Here is an 18,424-nt window from a genome sequence, read left to right on the forward strand (position 1 = left end):
GCAGTTCCACCCCCGAAGACGTAGAGCACTCCTCCAGCCATTCACCACAGTGGTGCAACGGTCACCACTGTGGTGTAATATATTGACTTAAGCTCTTCAGCTCGGGGGACGGCCATGCGGCTTCAAGAAAAACGCCATGACAGCGGCGCGCATGAGCGCACAGTCCGCGCTTCTATCAGCTTCCCGGAGGCGCAGTACCAAGTCCTGGAAAGAATTGCGGCAGAGAACAAGGTTTCTCTTGCCTGGGTCGTGCGCGACGCGATCGATGGCTATCTAAAATCTAGGTGGCCCCTTCTCACGCAGAGCACCGATGCCGAAGATGCGCAGTAGAGAAGCGAGAGAACGTGAAAGAGATATTTGAACAAGCTGGTGGAGAAATCAGGGTGATATCCCTGTTCTCGGGCTGCGGAGGCATGGACTTCGGCGTGGAAGCGGCTGGCGGCCATGTGATCTTTTCGAACGACATCCTGGCGGATGCTTGCAAGACGCTGAAGAAATATTTCCCCAGCGCGGATATCCGTAACGCAGACATCGCCGGCATCCAGACCTTCCCAGATGCTGATATCGTCGTGGGCGGTTATCCATGCCAATCCTTTTCCATGGCAGGTAACCGCGACCCTAAAAAGGACGAGCGCACCAACCTTTACAAGCAGTTCCTGCGGGTCATCGGCATTGTCCTGCCCAAATACTTCGTCGCGGAGAACGTCTCTGGCCTCAAAGCGTTGAGCAGTGGAACTTTCTTGAAGGAACAACTCGAAGCCTACGACAAGGCCGGCTACAACGTCACCTACAAGGTCTTGAATGCTAAGGATTATGGCGTGCCGCAGTCGCGCAAGCGGCTATTTATCGTCGGTGTGAGGAAAGACCTAAACCAAGTTTTCGAATTTCCAAAGGAAACCCACGGAAAAATGACAAAGGCTTCAGGCCCGCTATTGCCGTACGCATCGCATGGGGACGCTATCAAAGGCTTACCTCTGTGGCCGGAGGGCGAGTTCTACGAGCGTCCCGATACGGACGGAAACTTTTCGTGGTACTACATGTCCAGGAACCGAAAAGCCAAATGGGCGGATCCCGCATTCACCGTCGTGGCCAACTGGAGGCACATTACGCTGCATCCGGCTAGCCCGGTGATGACTCTGACTTGGTCCAACCTTGCTGACGGGTGGAAACAGCGCTGGGATTTTTCTGACCAATACGAACACACAGAAGCCGACCCGAAGCGCAAGAAGCTCGAAATGCCACGCAGGCTGTCGTGGCGCGAGTGCGCCCGTATCCAGACCTTTGACGCCAAATTCACTCCGGTTGGCGATACAGAGTCCAAGTTCACCCAAATCGGAAATGCTGTACCGCCGAAGCTAGCTGAGGCCATATTCAGCCACCTTTTCTCCGGGGCCGGCCTGATCACTCTTAGCGTTCCAACCGCTCGCAAAACCGCATAGGATTGAAATGCACCGGCCCATGGAATATACGCAAGGATCGCTGTGAGCAGCGCGACAACCACGTCTCTCGTTAGCGCTGTCGTATCCGCAGCGGAGATTTCCAGGAACGAAGCGCAGCTGCGGCACGAGCTGGAAAATGCGCTCGAGCAAGCTTGCTCGGAGCTATCAATTCCTTGGACGCCATTCCAACTCGAGCGCGCCCTCAAAGCCAAGGGTAAACCGACGAAGTTCGCCGATGTCGCGCACGGCGCAGTAGTCATCGAGTACGAGCCACCGAAGTCGTTTGGCGGACGCGTTGGCGCGAAGGCGAACCACGCACGGCAGCAAGCTGAAGAGTACGCGGAGTTGATCTCTGCAGAGGAAGGGCGTGCGCTCCAAGAGTATGTCCTGGTCGCTTGGGATGGAGCACACATCACATTCGGTCGGTTCGATGGCGCTGCCGCCGCATGGGAAAACCTTGTTGCGTTCGACGGAGTCTCCGCTGGCCGCTTGCTCCAAGCATTGGAGAACAATGGACGTCCACTCGTCCATCCCCAGCTCCTCCAGGCACTGGTCGGCCCAGATTCTAAGTATGGAACCGCGCTCATCCCGGAGCTTTACGCCAGCATCTGCAGAGCGGATGAATCGGCAGCCATCACGAAAACCAAGATGCTCTTTTCGGAGTGGCGCAGGCTCTTCAGCCAAGTCGTAGGATTCCAGCCTGCGCACATGAAAAAACTGCTTGCCCGGCAGGAAATCTCGCACGACCAGCCGTACCAGGAGAACCCTGCCGCCTACCTGTTCGCCCTCAATACCTACATAGCCATCATTGCAAAGGTCGTAGCGGCCTGCGCACTGCCAAGGGCTAGCCAAAACGTACTGGAACAGGGGGTTCCAGTATCAGAACGACTGCGTGCGGTGGAGACGGGGGAGCTATTCGAGCATGCAGGCATCCTGAACATGCTGAGCGGCGACTTCTTCTCTTGGTACCTGGACGACAGCGACTGGCCCCGCTACCACGCATCCCTCGGCGCCATGCTGGCAAGGCTGGCCGGCGTCGACTTCGCCGTGTCCAAAAAACACGCAGATACGACGCGGGACCTGTTCAAGGGCATCTATGAGCGGTTCATCCCCCGGGAAGTCAGGCATGCTCTGGGTGAGTTCTACACTCCGGACTGGCTGGCTGAACATGGCATGGATCTGCTCGAATGGCAACCGTCCGATTCGCTGACCGATCCCACTTGCGGGTCGGGCACTTTCTTGCTCGAAGCTGTCCGGCGCCGGCGCAAGGCCAACGGCAGAACCACAGCCCAATCTCTGCTTGCTGGCATCCATGGCATCGACCTCAATCCCCTCGCCGTCCTTGCAGCGAAAGGGTCGCTTGCCGTTTTCCTCTCGCCACACCTCGACCCTGCGCATCCCGTCCGGCTGCCGGTGTACTTGGCGGATGCTGTCCACCCGGCGACCGTCGACTTCTTTTCGAACTACAGCCACGTCCTACACACGGAGGTCGGCCCCAGGGAGTTTTCCGTCCCTAAGAAGATGATCGGACACCCAGACTTCTTCCGCGTCTTTGCGAAGGTACGGATGCTGATCGATGCGGACTATTCGGCAGCGAAGATCTGCGGTTCAATCCTTGCCGACCTGCAAGCCATGGGGCTTGATGCATCAGATATTTCCGTCGTCAGCATGACAGTTGGCAACCTGGTTGAACTCCACGACCAAGGATGGAACGGCATCTGGTGTTCGATCCTAGCCGACCGCTTTGCTGCAGGCGCAATTCCACCATCCTCACACATCTGCGGCAACCCGCCATGGGTCAAATGGAGCAACCTGCCAAAGGACTACGCCCAATCGATCCAAAAGCATTGCCGGGGGCTAGGCGTATTCAGCACCGACAAATGGGTAGGCGGCATCGAGTCAGACATCTCGACTGTAATCACCTACCAGGCCGTGAAGCATTATCTAGCGCGCGATGGACGCATGGGCTTCTTCCTACCCGGATCCGTATTCACAACCGAGTCCAGTGCCGGGTTCAGGCGCTTCTCGATCGACAACGGCAGTTTGCAGTGCCGCGTGCTTCTGGTTGAAGACTACCAAGACATCAAGCCGTTCGACGGTGTCAGCAACCACCCGACGTTCCTGATGCTTCAACGGGACGCAGCCACTGCATTCCCTGTTCCCTACCACTCATGGACCGCAAACCCGAACGGCAGCGCCAGCCAGCGGGCTTACGCTTCGGCGGAGCAATTCCGCCGTGCTGCCAAACGCAATGACGGAACCGCAATACCAGTACCAGGCGGCGATGGAACGCGTCCATGGCTGGTCGGGTCTGCGCAAGACCAAGCTGTGTTCTCCAAGGTTTTTGCGGCGGGCCCAAAGCCTGAGTACAAGGCGCGGAAAGGTATCACGACCGACCGTAATGGCATCTTCTGGGTGCATACCACTGGTACTACTGAACCCGGCCTGGTGACAGTGCAGAACGCAGCAGACATAGGCAAGACGAAGGGGATTCCGAAGATCACCGCGGTGATAGAGTCAGAACACCTCTTCCCGCTCTTGCGCGGCCGTGGCGTTGCACCGTTCAATGCCGCGCCAGAGGCGGAACTCCGCATCCTGGTTCCCCAGCGCGGCATGCATGGCGACCCAGACCTGCCAGCCGCAAGTCCGCACACGTACAAGTTCCTCAACCGTTTCAAAAGCCACCTCGAACAACGGTCCAGCCTGAAGAGGTTCCAAAAGGGGCAAGCATTTTATTCCCTGTGGAGCACCGGCCCCTACACTTTCGCTCCGTTCAAGGTGCTCTGGCGCGAGATGGGCAACACCTTCGCCGCGGCCTACATTGGCAGCGCGCCGATCGAGCATGCGGAAGAGAAGATCGTTGTGCCTGATCACAAGCTCTACTTCATCCCAGTCGAAACGGAGCCTGAGGCGGCCTATCTGACGGGCTTCCTGAACGCCCCAACGATTGCCAAGGCAGTTTCTGCATATGCGGCACAGCTCAGCCTGGGCGCCAGCGTTGCAGAGTACCTCAATATCCCGAAGTTCGACGAGACCAATGGGCAAATGGCGGCCATCGGTGCCATCGCGCGGGACTTAACGAACCGATTTGGGAACGTCCAACCGAGCGACCTCGCACTCTTGGATTCTCAAGTTCGCACACTTCTTGAGATCTGATAGCGAGCTTCATGACCAGGTATTGGTGGGTTAATCATAATCAGACCTTTGAACACGAACGTGCAGAAGGCTATCTATGGTCTCCTAAGCGCGAAGCGAACGGAGCGCGGAGTCAGTTCTACGAGAACATGCGCATCGCACGCACCGGCGACGGGGTGGTTTCATATGCAGGTAAGCGCATCAAGGCGGTCGGTCGCGTCGCAAGCGAAGCAACAACAGCTCGAAAGCCGATCGTCTTCGGTTCAGTCGGGGAAAACTGGGCAGCCAATGGTTGGCTACTTCCAGTTAGTTGGAGCTCTGTTATCCATGAGCCAACGCCGGCACACTATCTTGACCATATCGCACCACTTCTCCCCGCGAAGTATTCGCCGATAAATCCAAAGACCGGTTTCGGCAATCAAAAGGCCTACCTCGCGGAGATAACCGAGGCCTTGTACCAGAAAGTTCTTCAACTCACCAATGGTCCAATGACCAAAGCGGACCCAGCTTGCGACGCGGAAACAGTCGTCTTGCTCGCTGAGGATGCTGAGGTTCAGCGGCTTTATAAGGACTTGGAGCTATCTGACACAGAAAGGGTAAACGTCATCGCCGCGCGTTGGGGACAAGGTAAGTTCAGAACTGCGTTGCTGGCACGTGACGGTATGTGCGCCATCACAGGGGTAGCAGAGCCACGACTGCTCCGTGCCAGCCATATCAAGCCCTGGCGCCTCTGTGAAACAGCAACTGAGCGCCTTGACGCAGCAAACGGTCTACTGCTCACCCCCACATTTGATCATTTGTTTGACAAGGGACTGCTAACATTTGAACCAGGTGGGAGAACCGTTCTATCCAGCACTCTGTCCGTCACAGACGTCGACCGACTTGCACTGTCAGGAGCCAGGGCCATGTATCCATTGTTCCATCATGACCGGTACTTGGCCTTTCACCGAAGCGAGATATTCGTTCCCTGACAGATCAGAGCGAGGCCCACTGTCGAGCTAACCCGCTCGCCGCGAGTACCACTGCAGCGCCTCCTCCGAAGCAGCCATGATGACCAGGCGGCCAGTCGCCCTCGTGCACGCGACGTACAGATCATCGGGGCTAAGTGCTGGAATCCGCCCAGGGACCTCGGCATGCAGCAGGACTACGTTCTTTCCCTCAAGCCCTTTGAACGACCTGATGGTGGAGAAGTAAACGAAGCCAGGTTTTCCGAGCAAGGCGACGTCTTCGGTCACCTCGAGGCTATGGCCACGCCTGGTCAACGCCAGGCAGGAGTTCTCCAGCTTGAACGGCGACAGGAAGATCGCCCCACCCTCAGGGGCCAGCTCATGCGCAACGGTCCACGCAGCGGCTGCAGCTGTTGCGCCCCACCCCTTCTTTACAAGCGGGGCCGCACCCAATGGAACGCCCGGCATATGAACGACAGAAAGTTCGCAGCAGCCATTGGTTGCAGCGTTCACAAGCTGGGTGTTGCGGCAATTGTGGTAGAGCCTAAATGTAACCTCAGCACCGATCGGATCCTGCTTGGCCGACTTGTACACGTTCTGTTCCCAGTCAGCGAAAAATAGCCATTGGCCTGCCGGAGTGAGCATGTCGAGCAATGCAAGCAAGCGGAGTTCTCCGAAGTCTTGGCCCTCGTCCACGATGATCGCTTCGTACTTGGACTGCAGCGGTAGTTCTGCCGCCACGTCCTGGACGAGTGAAGGAAGTTCTTCCGTGAAGAAATTTTCACCGATTCTGCGTCCGTCAGGTACTCCGGCAAGCTGATAGAAATGCCGGTCGACGGAAGTAATAGCCGCCGACATCTCCGGGTTAGCCAACCTCAGGTGCTCGGCCAGGGCTTTGTTGAAGCAAACGTACATGGCCCGCTTTCCCTCTTCGAGCAGCGAATCCAGCTTCCAAAGCGCGAGCAAAGTCTTGCCCGATCCTGCCGGACCAACGATAGCGACCCGAGGCAGCTCGAACGCTCCTCGCAGGGCTGCAAACTGTTGCCTCGTCAGCTCATCGAGATCGACCGCATCCTCGTCGGCATCAAGGGGCGCGTCGCGCGGCGCAATGCGGAACGATGCATTCGAAAGGATCGTGGCTACTCTACCCGCCATATCCGCCGTAAACTCGCTACCCTGCGCCTGCTGGAAACGCGCCTCAAGGGCGCCCCGTATCCTGCGTTCCAAGCGGTGCATGTCTTGCGAGGGCACTATCGTGCTGGGGTCGTAGAGCGCCAAAGGCCCCTCAACCCGGCCGTTCGGATATGCAACGAGGAAAGCAAACGCGCCAGGAAACCGTTGCCGGGGCAAGCGGTCGCAAACAGCCTTGGTCAGCGTATGCATGTTCCTGCAAGCCTGCTCGGGTGGAGGCTCATCGATTGCAACTTCAGCCCTGATACGCCCCGTACGCCGATCGGTTTCTTGCCGGTACCAGATTCCGTCGTCGCCTACCCGGACCGAGCGGGAGCCCTTCACTTCAAGCACGGCCATTCCAAGTCCAGGGGCCAGCACGACGAAGTCGCACTGCCCGTCCCGCACTAGGCCTTGCTCGTTCTGCAATGCCCAAGCGACATTGCACACCACTATCCAGTCCTGGGGCAGTTGGTCCGCCAGCAGCCGGCGCACCTCCCGCTCCCAACGGTCAATACTGTTCTGTCCAAGGACGTTCGGCATGTCAGGAGCTCCCAGCGCCAGAGCGGAATGCGATCAGTGGGAGGGAGGGGCAAGATCGACGGTCGAGGTAAGCAGCCCCAATCACTTTGACCCGCAATCCAGCTCCTGCGAAGTTAGAAATGTTCACCTTGGCCGGCTGGCCGTTGACGTCCGCGAGCCACACTCCTGGCTGAGCAGCCCAACCGTCACCACCGGCTACTTTTGTCCAAATCCACCCCTCGTGAGCCAAGACGCCGCCTTCTTGCAATCCGACCAGCTCCTGCATCCAGGATTCCTTTGGTATCAGTGGCTTCCCGCCGCTCGCATTAAAACCAACCGTACTGATATCTGTTTTTGGGAAGAGATCCAGGTTGCCGCGTACCCATGCCATCCGGCGCGATAAGTTGAATGAATCGACCAAGTAGATCGCAGTTGCGCCGATGTTTCGGGCCCATTCAGTTAGATCCTGATTGATTGGTCCTGAGCCACTCACAGAAGCGGCCCAAAGCGGATGACTGACCAGATAAAGGGCCATTGATTCCTGACCAGCGATTCTCCCCTGCCCTAACCAACCGTGTGCGCCCATGGGACCACGCTGTCGGGACGGGGTCGCCTTCTCATAGGCCGCGCAATAGATGTCTGCCAGTTCCGATGCCACCGCTTCCCAACTGCGCAAGCCTACGCCCCATTCCTCGAAGAACTTGTCCTGCCCAGGCCGGAAGGCAGAGTCATGCATGACGCGCAGCAGCTCAAGTCCCAGCCGCCAATCGATCAGCCCATGAAGCTGCCGGTTCCGGAAACCGCGCAACAGCAGGTCCGGCGAGCGCCACACCTGTCCACTCTGCGTTGCCCGCCTGCACTCTTCCCGGACCATTGAGCCGAGTCGTGCATACTTGCCGGAACCTTCTATGCAGCCGGCCAGCAGGGCAGCCCAGTTGCGGCTGGCCCAGTCGACGAGTCCCGCGCCATTGGGGTGATCGTCTGCAAGGTACAGCTCGGCGCCAGACACGTTGCTGTCCTCCAGATACCTGTGGACTGACGCAATCTCGATATCAAGCGAATCGACGTCAAGTTCTAATGCGATCGCGCGCTGCAAGATGGTCGCGGCGGAATACCAAGCCGCCCGCCTCGCACACAACTCTTTAGCGTCGTCAAAGAAAGTTAAGCCACTGCCATCGAGAAGTCTGACGCTCAAGACGTCCGTCGTCTTCGGAGACGCAATGCTTGCGAAGATCTCTGCCTCGTCGGACGATGCCTTCCAGATCTCGCCGTTCAACCATTGTTGCCCCCTCTGCTGGCGAAGTGATAGAGTCCGGTTGAAACCGAACGGTTTCCCACCCGGAGCCTGGGCTATCCGGTAGACCTGCCCTTGATGATCCAAGGCCAGGAAGGCCCGCCCCAGCTGTCGCTGCGCCATAGCGGGCAACGAAGGCGATGCAACAAAAGACCTTGGTCCGCCATTGCGTGTCGATTCCGTCGAAATCACTGGCTTCTCGATATTCAGGTCAGTCAAGAAGCCATTAGGAACAACCGCCAAGGACAGGTCGGCAACAGCACCGCACCGAGGGCAAGGTTGGGAAGGCGGATTCCTGATCCAGGACTCGTCCCATCCATCAATAGCCTGCGTGGGTCGCAACGTTCGGGGATCAGCACGGTATATGGTGAAGTTCCTGCAGCTCTGGCAGAAAAGCTGCCAAGTCGCACTCCCGATTGGCCGGTCAATGGTTTCCCACTTGTAGCTGCGGTCATGGGAAATCGATCCCACGAGGCCTATCGGCGAAAGCAGCCGCTTGTCCCAGACACGTTCCGAGCCTGGCGCAAAGTCAGTGATGGCATGGCCCAGTGTTCGGTCAAGCACCTTCGGCTCCCTCGATTGGCCCGATGGCTCGGGAGGAAGGTGGAAGTACAGGTTGCGCACGGACGTAGGCATCCCATACATCGGCAGCACACCCGCTTCAGCAAGAGCCGTAGCAAGTCCTTGGCTTGGGTCAGACGCAGTGCTTGCAACTTCCTCGAGACGCGCCGGCAGACTCTGGACGTCGATGGCAAGCGTTTTGGGGTCGATTTCCGTACCTCTTGTGACCACTTCGGCTATACCGTCAATCTCTGCGCTCTTGTCCAGGAACCATTGCTCGACAGATGACTTGCGTGGACCGAAATACTCCTCGACGAGCCCCATCTCGCCATGCGTATCCACCGGCCTGCCTGAGTCGTGCCACATACAGCCGGCAGACCGGAATGCCCGCCGCAGAACCTCTTTGGCAACCAGGCGTTCAGCGAGTAGCCGCTGGTCCTCAGTTGCCGACACCGTTGGCTGCGGAGGAATACCGCCTGTCATCTCATCAGGATGGTCGAAGTGGATTCGGTCGTGTGTCTGGCCGCGACAGTAGGTCAAGACTACCGAAAACGCCTGCCCCTTACGGCCGGCCCGGCCTGCGCGCTGCTGGTAGTTGAAGCGCTCGGGAGGCATGTTGGCTTGGAACACAGATTGAAGCGCACCGATGTCTACGCCGACCTCCATCGTTGTTGTGACAGACAGCAGGTCGATCGTGTCTACCTTGGGCACTACGTCCCGTCGCACCACATCCTCGAGACATTCATCTGGGAAGAAAACGTCGCGAAAATGCCGTTGGCGCTGAGCCTGGTCGTTTGTCTGCCCCGTAAGCTCTTCAGCGTGGATACGGAATCCCGATCCCGCATCGGCCGCAAGGTATGCGTAGTAGTGGTCTTGCTCAATCTCTGCCGCTGAGCGCAGGCCATTCGGAGCCAAAGGCAAGTGCCCCGTACAACGGGAGCAGATGCCACCCGATGGCTGCCAGTGGACCTGCCCGCAACGCTCGCACACCCACGGCCGGGAATAGCGCGCGGCGACTTTTACCCAAAGGGAAGAAAGCTCTACAACCCCCCAAGCGTCTGCGGTTCCGTGCCCAACCCGGGCTAAAGCACCACGCACGTTGTCCCGAAGGCTTTCCCAGCCGATACCGAGCAGGCTGGCACAAGCATGTATATAGTTTCCAATCCGCGTCTTGTCGGCGCCCTCTCTGCGATCCCGCCGTGGCTGATCCCGGGACCACGCCTCCGGCGGCCAATCCCTTTGCGATGGATTCGTGCGCCTCTGTTCGGTAAGGATGCGGATAACGCTCTCGCAGATTCCTCGGAAGACCGTTTCGTCAATGTTCGAGGGTTGAAGTTTCCCCGCCGACGGCGGCAAGCAAAGATGACCGACGCCCTGCGCTTCGAGGTCATAAAGCAATCGTCCAGAAATAGCACGCCAAGACTGCCGGCGCAGTGCGTCGCCGAACTGCTCAAGCCTGTCGGCCTTCTCTTGCGGAAACCCAGTCGACGAAAGCCTAGGACCATCTGGAGACTCGAAATCGAAGAACGACGTCCAATCCTCCCTCTCACCGACACGCTTTGAATCGATTCCCGGGCCTGCAGGATTGACACCAAGCGCCGCAAAGTACTTCCAAAGCGGAGGAAGCGCCAGCTTGGCTGGATTGGGCCGAGAAAGAAATTCGTCGAAGCGCACAAACCCCGGCAGCCAGTTCATCAGACGGCCCACGTTCGATGTTGCTTCTTCGCTAGCGAACTCAGGCTCATCTCGCACGGACCTGGCGTCTCGCCAGAATTCAGCCAGGGCTTGAAACTGGGCTGGTGGCAACGCTCCTTTGCGCTCGCGCAAGATGGCTTGCGCTTGGGCCACATCGCCAGCCTCCAAGTAATCGAGAAGCTGCCGCTTGATTGCTTCGACGCCTCCGGTGGCCCTCTCTCGGATCTCGCGGAGCACGGCGACTCGCAGCAGATGTTCCCATTGTTCGGCCTCGACCCCGTTTGCCAACCGGGCGGCGGACTGCCGGCTGTCAGAAAACGCGACGAGCTTCCGGCCAGCACCTTCCGGCATAACTCCCATAAGGTGCTTCGTCAGCAACAAGGATGTCTGGGTCAAGCCAGTTGCGAATGACCGGATCGGGGCGGGCCGTCCTCCCTTGCGGGCTGAATAGTCGATCTTGCACGAGGGGCAGCGCTGCGGCATCGCAGGCAGCAGATCGCCTAATGTTTCCAGTCGGAACCAAAGGCAGGGTATGCCATCACCTACAGGTTCCTTGCCCACCTCGACAATGCCTGTCACAGGATCGATAGAAGCACGCTGCCACTCCGCACGCGCGTCGTACACGGGCTTCCGATCGTTCTCACGCCGCTCCTCCGATCCTTGTGTCCACTGGAGCTCTGATGCGTCGGAAACACCCTCCCAGTCGCCCGGGAGCAAGTGGACCACGCCCAGTTTGTCATAGCGCTGTGCGTCGGTCCTAGTCTGGGGCGTTGCCTCCGGCAAGCCTTCAATCGCCGGTGGCATGGGTGCCAATTCGTACCGGTCGACACTTCCGGGGATCGACGCAGAAGTCTTGTAGCCAGCGAGCAGCTGCGTTCCGCAGCACTCGCAGTACAACACTTCAAGCGCCCGGTTTCCGTCAACGTCCATTAGAGGTTCGGCAAGCAAACGTCCAACGCGACGGCGCCGGTCTTGGTCAACATGCTTAGCAGTGGCCCATAGTCCATCGATATTCTTGACCATCCAATGGAACCGTACCCGCGGCAAAGGATGGGCGGGGCAGATCGCCCCCACCGCTGCCAGCTGCGCTGCCTTGCCCGCCGCTAAGAACAGCCCGCGGGCCGCATCGCCAGCATCGCTTGCCGCCATGTAGGGAAACAGGCTTTCCAGATGCCGGGAAAGCGATACTGCGCGATGGCGGCCACCTTCCTTGTTCCAAAAAGAGTCTGCAAGACGTTTCGCAGGAATAGCACCGCCTACACCGGAAGAAAACTCCCCGGCTAGTAGATCAAGGGACTTGGCACCATCAGCTTGCCTTGCAACGTCCAAGCAATCCTGCGCAAACGAAGGCGGAATTTCTACGGGGCCGTCGGGAGCTCCATTCACACTGGCGCCTCCCTCTACGTGGAATCTATCGCGCGCGGCCTCCTGGCCCATCCCGAAGAACTCGCCCAAAAACTTGTATGTGCTCTCGGCCTCGCCGTCCAACGATGCACTGGAGGCGAGGATTTGAAGCTGGCTACTACCCGGGTCCAAGCCAAGGCGTTCCAGCAGCAACCGTAGCAAGTACCCGACTTCTGTGCCTGACGCTCCGCGGTAAAGATGGAGTTCGTCGAGGACAAGCTGGAAAACGTGGTTGTCACGGTCTTCTGCGAGCCACTCACGCGTGGTCTCGAAAACCTCAGCATCGGCGCGGTCCCCTGCTATGACATGGCTAGCTTGGCGCATGAGCATGATGGAGAGCATGCTCACGTTCGTAATCAAAAGGTCAGGGGGCGCCGCCTGCATCTCCCAGCGATGGAACATCTCGGCCGCGCTAGGCGACATCCGCGGCACAAACGACAGCTGCTCCCTAAGGTCAGCAAGTTGTTGCTTTGCATCGCGGGTGTCGCCACCGGTAGTATCTAAGGACCGAAGGCGGTCTTGGGCAGCCCGTATCGCCGTCGCCAGCTGTTGATACTGGTCGATGGCCTGCTTCAACGCCGCCTTGAGCTCGTCGTGCTTGGGTTTATTCAGTTCTCGCTGGCCTTGGCCGTCCAGCCGCCATGGGTGCCCTGGCACAGGGGTCGTGCCGTTATAGCGACCAAACCGAACGCGGTTAGCCCCCCAATGCAGATCAAACGCAGCATGCGCATCATCAGAGTCCAATGCGCGGCGCAAGCGGGACATCTGGTCCTCAACCAGAGCGTTCATTGGGTACAGGAGCAAGGCCCTAACGGCGGGCTTCCGCTGCTCGCTCCGCGCGGGCGCCCTGCCGAAGCTCCACTGCGGAGCGCTCTTCCACTCAGAGGGCAACGCCGCTGGAGAGGCTGCTGCGGCCCAACCTCCGGATGGCCGCAGCGCTTCCCTCGCGATTGACGCAAATACAGGAAGCAGGAAGGATTCCGTCTTGCCAGAACCCGTTCCTGTCACAACCACGCAATGCTTGCGTTGCATTGCGGCCTGGAGCATCCGTTGCTGGTGCACGTACAGATCCGCGCCAGCAGGCATGAGCCCGGCTCCTGCCAATGCAATGAATCCCTGCCGTGCTGCTTCGTCCAAGCCGGGCAAGTCCATTCCGTCTAGGGAACTGAGCGCCTTGCCATTTACATAGGACGGCAGTAGCTCAAGGTACGGCTCCTGGAATAGCACCCCTGGAGTCTTGAGGAGATTTTCGCGATCGTCCTCAAACGATGGCGAATCGGTGCGAAAGGCAGACTGGATGTACCGCTTCAGATGCCCCTTCAGCTGCTCCCACGAACCGATCGGATCTTCGCCTATGGTTTCTTGCACTCTTACTGCCCCCTTCAAGCATTCAAAGTTTCTGGGCCACGGACTGCGCTTACGCTCGCGAATGGCTCCAACGCGCATCCCAGCAACGTAGCGACTTTCTGCGCAATCTCTTTAGGAACCCAGCTGTATCGGAGCCAATGCCCCGGAACGAACTCCCGGTACACATGGCTGATAGCACCCACGACACGTCCAGCGTAGCTATCGAGAACAGGCGCCCTGCCGTCGGCATCGCCGGCGGAAGAAAGGAAATGGATCGCGGGTCCATTGCCCGAGCAAAGCGCGAGGGCCCGCTCAAGCACCGCAGGAGGACGCAGCCGCGCGGGCACCCACAAATCGCGTGATCCTGCGTCGTAGTGGAGCGGCCACGGAAATGCGTCGTCCCGGCCATGCTTCTCCTTGAGCATTTCCGCAAAGGCCAACTGTGAGATCCAAACTCCCCAGCGCGAGTCGGGTACGTGCGAATACCTCGAAGTTCCATCTGCTCGGCGCACGCCCAAGACGTACAGCTGCATGGCTGTGGCCTGCGGATCATCGAAACGGAAAAGCTGAGCGCCGCACTCCCGGTCGATGGACATGCGTGGCTCACCAACTGGTACGAACCGAGCCGAGTCCGCCTTCAGGCGATGTAGGTGCCCCAGCTCAGCGGAAACTGTCTCCGTACCCAGCGATTCCGCAGCCTCCCTGGCCTGCCTGAGCGTCCCCGCCCAGAGCGCTACGTCCCGCGCTGGACACAGCGCAAACAGGAAGCCCATCGAGGAGCACTCAGCCTGGACGGAATGCCCGTCAATTGCAGCCACGCGCAAGGCTGGCAGGTGCCCTGGCATGGGATCGGCAGCGATAACCATGAAATTTTCGTTGGCTTGCAGCAAAGTCCACTGGGCAAGCCTCAAGGTGCCCGATACGCCAAACAGCGGGAGGCCATCTTGCGTAGCGGGCAACCCATAGAGCGAGGGAGCTACACCGTGGATGCGAGCGAAGTGCCCCTTTCCATCAGTCTCAATCTCTAGACAGCCCCGCGCCCGCAGGTCCATCAGCAAGGAAATAGGATTGCTGCCTCCGGAGAGGCGGGAGATCTGATCCCTCGCCTCTCCGTAGAATATCGAGCCTCGCGCGGCCAGCGTATCCAGGAACTGTGCTGCGCCCGACTCCGCGAAGGATTCGCCAGGCCACGCGGCTGTAGTTCGAACCTCTTGCATTTGTTCGTTGTGCCACACTCCATTAGTCGAATCCTGGTGCGCGCCGCCAATGCGATTGCCGTGTAGTCCCGCAGTAGTAGATATTGGGAATCCCAAAGGGTCGAGTGAAAAATTCCTGGCCGCCCCCCGGCCCTCCCCATCGGGATCGGCCACCCGCAGACGAATGTTCGCCAGTTCGGTGCTGCCCGCCACGAGCCTGATGTCGAAGCTCCTGCTCTTCACGTCAAGCAAATCGACCAGGAAACGCCGGATTCCGGATTGCCCTTCCTTAGCGGGGCGTTGAGGCACCTCCGAAAGCTGTAGTCCAGGAGCATCAAGAAACGCCTCAGGAGGTCCTTCAAATTCAATTGCGGGCAGGTCGTATGAAGCAAACAAACGTGCGCCACCACGAAGCAGCCGGCCCCCACCAACCATCTGCAGCCTGGCTGACGGCACGTCGGTGGCTTCGGAAGCATCAGCCAAATACCGCCGATGCTCGGCAGTGAGCCTCTCTGCTCTTTGGATACAGGCCATGCGCCACCCGCTTGGCAAGCCGCTCACCTTCATTGGCTCGAAAGAGATCCGCTCCCGGCGTAGCCAAGGGTCGGTCCTGGCCCAATCAACCGGAGCGCAAATTAGGTAGAAGACACCGTAGAGAGGGATATCCCGCTCGATAAGCTGCTGTCCAAAGCGTGGATCAATCGAGTTCCAAGCCAGTATTCGGCGCGGAGTCTGGCGGATCAGTTCCTTGCGGTATTGGTCGCAACATGTGCCAGCGCTATCGTCATCGAGCTGGACCAGTACTTCAATCTGCGTCGACGCCGAGGCGGAAAGCGCTGCCAACGATTGGCGGACGTGGTGCTTCGAAACGTCCGTTAGAAAGCTTGCACTAGCGCGGTGCAGGACAGCGGGCAGGCGCTGCCCGCCAATCTCCAAACTGCAGCGGAGCGCGTCGACCACTGCCGGAAAGCTCCAACACACGTCCCATCCATTCGGCACTTCCTGGGAAGGCAAAAGCACAAGCGTGACTGAAGTTTTCGCGTCGACGGGTTCTTTGGTCAGCGGTCCATTGATGGGCTGATCGGTGCCAGCTTGGCTTCCCTTCGGTCGGTTTCCATCCCACGATCCGAGGAGTTTTCGAAGAAGTGCTGCGAGCGGAGGTCGGTATTCGGGCTTCGCCATAGCGGAGCGCAGTGGCCTGGTCAGGAAAGGAGATTCGCAACCGCGCGCAAACAGGGATGCAAGCATTGCATCTGTCAGCACCTGGCGTGGCCGGAGCCGCGCATCCCAAAATAGCTTAGGCAGATTCCGTCCGTCCTGCCGGCTGATCAGGCCCTGCGAACGCGGGATACCCACAAACCGGTGCTTTCCCAGCACGCGGCAGTGAAAACTCCCGAAGCGTCCATCACACTCCCTGGATGACCAAGCTTCGAGGTCATGCCACGCCCCAGACATCGCTTCGGTGACCTTCGCCTCGTTCTTGAAAGGCTTCCCAAGCAACCGCTGCACTGAGGTATAGAAACCGCCGTCCGCCTGCTCGTCCGAGGCGGCCAGTACCCAGAGAGCAAGGATCGGAAGGTACGCCGGTGCGAAAGTGCCGAGGTACGTAGGATTGAACGCTCCAGGGTCCAAGTACAACCGCGTTCGGAAACGATCCCTGCGCTGCTCAACCAAAATGCGGGCGGCGACAGAGCAGTTTGGAAGGCTCGGTAGCCAAGGGGCACCAGATCTGACTGCGCCGATTAGCCCCTCGGCGCCCCCGAGGTGCAAGCCAAAAGAGTCCAATTCTGCACGTGTCGCACGGATCCATACGTCTTCATTTTCTGAAGCGGCGGAGAAAAACTCCGACAACAACAAATCGTTCCAGGCGACGAATCGAGACATCGCTCTGTCCTTGCTACTAGCACGCCATGGCCGAGGGTGCAGTAGTCATCCAGCAGCCTATGGAACGAAGCTGCTCGATGCGACTCGCTGCACTTATGTGTTCGCAGATCGATGACATGCAGTCTCCTATTTGTTACAAATTGTATTTTTGTATATTTTACCTCAGAAAAATAATTCAGGGCCGCAACAATCGGTCCGCCGCAGAAGTCCACTCTCGCACCGCTGTGCGCACGGTTGGAGCCCAGCTAGGCCATTCCGATGGCACCACCGCTGAAAGTACGCGAGTAGTTCCCCTAGTCCGCTTTAAACCCTCTATCGCCCGTGATATATGTCTCCAACATGTAGGGGATCAGAGTCACACCATCGTCAGTCTCGCGATTTCTCTGCGCGTGCAGCGCGGCGTAGCGGTCGAGGTCGGCTTTCAGGCTGGCCCGGCACGCAACGGTCAGCTTGGTGCTCCCGGTCTTGAGCTGCGGTCCCAGCCGCAGCTTCTCGGTCGCGCTCATTGCGAAGTCCCCCGATTGAAGAACAGCGGCTGGTACGGCCGCAGCACGATGTCGCGGTTGACGATGATGCTGACCGACAAGCCCGGCCGTTCGGTCAAGGTCGGCTGGATGTTGAGGTTGCGGCGCGTGAACTCCTGGCCGACCCGATTGGCCGTGTCCTGCGCGCTGTCCCGGAACGCGATGACGGTATTGCCATTGGCATTGCCCTGGTTCGAGACGGCCAGCTCGGAACCCACGCCTAATAGGGTGGACAGCGCGGCACCCGCCAGAATGCGTCCCCAATGCCAATCGACGCCATCCTCCAGACCGGCATAGCCAGCCGGATCGGCACCGGCCAGGTTGTCCAGCGTGAGCGAAGACGTGTCCGGCAGGATGATGCGGTTCCACACGATCTGCACGCGGCTCTGCCCGTAGGCGACGTGGCTGTTGTATTTGCCAAGGATGCGCGAACCCTGCGGAATCAGCAGATAGCGGCCCGTCGCTGTGTCGTACACGGGCGCCGTCACAGTGCCGATCACGTCGCCCGGCAGGTCGGATTTGATGCCCGTTACCAGCGCCGCCGAGATCACGGTGCCGGCCATCACCTGATACGGCGAGGCCGGCGTTTGCAGACTGCCGGAATTACGGGTTTGCGTGGTTCCGGCTTTTTGGAACGCCTCTTTCTGGTCTTGCCGGTTCTGCACGGCGGTCGAATCGGCCGGCTGTGCCGCCGTAGAGGCCGGGCCTGCGGCCTGCGGGTCGAAGCCCGCCAGACCGGACGCCGGCACAGCAGCGGTCTGCGTAGGCGCAGCGGTCGCGGCAGCGACGCGCTGCGCGTTGCTGGAACGGAAAAACACCGACGAGCCCGCCGCCGCTTCGGCCTCCTTGTGTAGCGCGTCGCGCTCGGCCGCCGCCGCGTCCTGACTCGGTGGCGCGTAATTCGCCACCGCCGGCTGCTGCGACTGGACGATAGCCGGGCCGAGATCGCCCGGCAGCGGCGGCCCCAGCTCCGGCACTTTCGCCGGCAGCGATGTTGGCTGCGGCGGCAGCTTCGAGTAGTCAGCGGGAAGCTGGCCGAGTTCTTCAGATTTCGATACGCGATCGACGTTATAAAGCTCGGTCGAATCGTTGCCACTGCGCGAGTGCTTCGGCTGCAACGACCACATCGTTGCGCCAAGCACGGCAATGCCGAGGCCACCGGCCAGCAGCGCGAGCGTGCGGCGATTGAGGCGCGTTACCGGACGCGGCTGCGCACGCAGCGCCACGTTTTCCGGCGCAATCTTGGATGCGACTTCGGGCGCGGCATCGGGAATCGGCACGTCCGGGGTTTCGTCCTGGCTCATGG

9 protein-coding genes are annotated in these 18,424 nt (G+C 59.4%); 4 read left to right on the plus strand and 5 right to left on the minus strand.

Going from position 1 to position 18,424, the window contains the following annotated elements:
• Positions 1 to 114: 114 nt before the first annotated feature.
• Genes BLU54_RS19390 through BLU54_RS19405 form a run of 4 tightly spaced genes read left to right on the plus strand, consistent with a single transcriptional unit; the run spans position 115 to position 5,545 of the window.
• Positions 115 to 330 (plus strand): hypothetical protein, encoded by a 216-nt coding sequence (locus BLU54_RS19390; RefSeq protein WP_091912093.1) that lies wholly within the window; start codon positions 115 to 117, stop codon positions 328 to 330.
• A gap of 14 nt (positions 331 to 344) precedes the next feature.
• Positions 345 to 1,439, plus strand: coding sequence for a DNA cytosine methyltransferase (locus BLU54_RS19395; RefSeq protein ID WP_091912096.1), 1,095 nt, complete (start codon positions 345 to 347; stop codon positions 1,437 to 1,439).
• A gap of 42 nt (positions 1,440 to 1,481) precedes the next feature.
• Positions 1,482 to 4,595: an N-6 DNA methylase gene (locus BLU54_RS19400; protein WP_091912098.1), complete on the plus strand. Its 3,114-nt coding sequence runs from the start codon at positions 1,482 to 1,484 to the stop codon at positions 4,593 to 4,595.
• A gap of 11 nt (positions 4,596 to 4,606) precedes the next feature.
• Complete coding sequence (locus BLU54_RS19405; protein WP_091912099.1) at positions 4,607 to 5,545, plus strand: HNH endonuclease; 939 nt, start codon at positions 4,607 to 4,609, stop codon at positions 5,543 to 5,545.
• Positions 5,546 to 5,572: 27 nt separating this feature from the next.
• Here BLU54_RS19405 and BLU54_RS19410 read toward each other — a convergent pair whose 3' ends face one another.
• The 5 genes from BLU54_RS19410 to BLU54_RS19430 all read right to left on the minus strand — a co-directional run bounded on the left by BLU54_RS19410 (position 5,573) and on the right by BLU54_RS19430 (position 18,422).
• Positions 5,573 to 7,234, minus strand: a complete 1,662-nt coding sequence (locus tag BLU54_RS19410; RefSeq protein ID WP_091912101.1) for a nuclease-related domain-containing DEAD/DEAH box helicase — start codon at positions 7,232 to 7,234, stop codon at positions 5,573 to 5,575.
• Between the two features lies 1 nt (position 7,235).
• Entirely contained in the window at positions 7,236 to 13,535 is a 6,300-nt protein-coding gene (locus BLU54_RS19415; protein WP_170845239.1) for a DEAD/DEAH box helicase, read from the minus strand.
• Positions 13,536 to 13,549: 14 nt separating this feature from the next.
• Positions 13,550 to 16,594, minus strand: coding sequence for a hypothetical protein (locus BLU54_RS19420; RefSeq protein WP_139169767.1), 3,045 nt, complete (start codon positions 16,592 to 16,594; stop codon positions 13,550 to 13,552).
• 293 nt (positions 16,595 to 16,887) lie between these two features.
• Positions 16,888 to 17,100, minus strand: a complete 213-nt coding sequence (locus BLU54_RS19425) for a DUF2274 domain-containing protein (protein ID WP_091912108.1) — start codon at positions 17,098 to 17,100, stop codon at positions 16,888 to 16,890.
• Positions 17,097 to 18,422 carry a TraB/TrbI/VirB10 family type IV secretion system protein gene (locus tag BLU54_RS19430; protein ID WP_091912110.1) on the minus strand — a complete coding sequence of 442 codons (1,326 nt, stop codon included), beginning with the start codon at positions 18,420 to 18,422 and terminating at the stop codon, positions 17,097 to 17,099. The genes BLU54_RS19425 and BLU54_RS19430 overlap by 4 nt, the downstream gene beginning before the upstream one ends.
• Between the last annotated feature and the right edge of the window lie 2 nt (positions 18,423 to 18,424).

It is taken from the genome of Chitinasiproducens palmae (genome assembly GCF_900095735.1).
Taxonomy (GTDB): Bacteria; Pseudomonadota; Gammaproteobacteria; order Burkholderiales; family Burkholderiaceae; genus Chitinasiproducens; species Chitinasiproducens palmae.

Excerpts from the sequence above, each read along its gene's own strand:
- BLU54_RS19390 (WP_091912093.1), top strand. The coding sequence starts at position 115 with ATGCGGCTTCAAGAAAAACGCCATGACAGCGGCGCGCATGAGCGCACA.
- BLU54_RS19405 (WP_091912099.1), top strand. The coding sequence starts at position 4,607 with ATGACCAGGTATTGGTGGGTTAATCATAATCAGACCTTTGAACACGAA.
- BLU54_RS19410 (WP_091912101.1), bottom strand. The coding sequence starts at position 7,234 with ATGCCGAACGTCCTTGGACAGAACAGTATTGACCGTTGGGAGCGGGAG.
- BLU54_RS19420 (WP_139169767.1), bottom strand. The coding sequence starts at position 16,594 with ATGTCTCGATTCGTCGCCTGGAACGATTTGTTGTTGTCGGAGTTTTTC.
- BLU54_RS19425 (WP_091912108.1), bottom strand. The coding sequence starts at position 17,100 with ATGAGCGCGACCGAGAAGCTGCGGCTGGGACCGCAGCTCAAGACCGGG.
- BLU54_RS19430 (WP_091912110.1), bottom strand. The coding sequence starts at position 18,422 with ATGAGCCAGGACGAAACCCCGGACGTGCCGATTCCCGATGCCGCGCCC.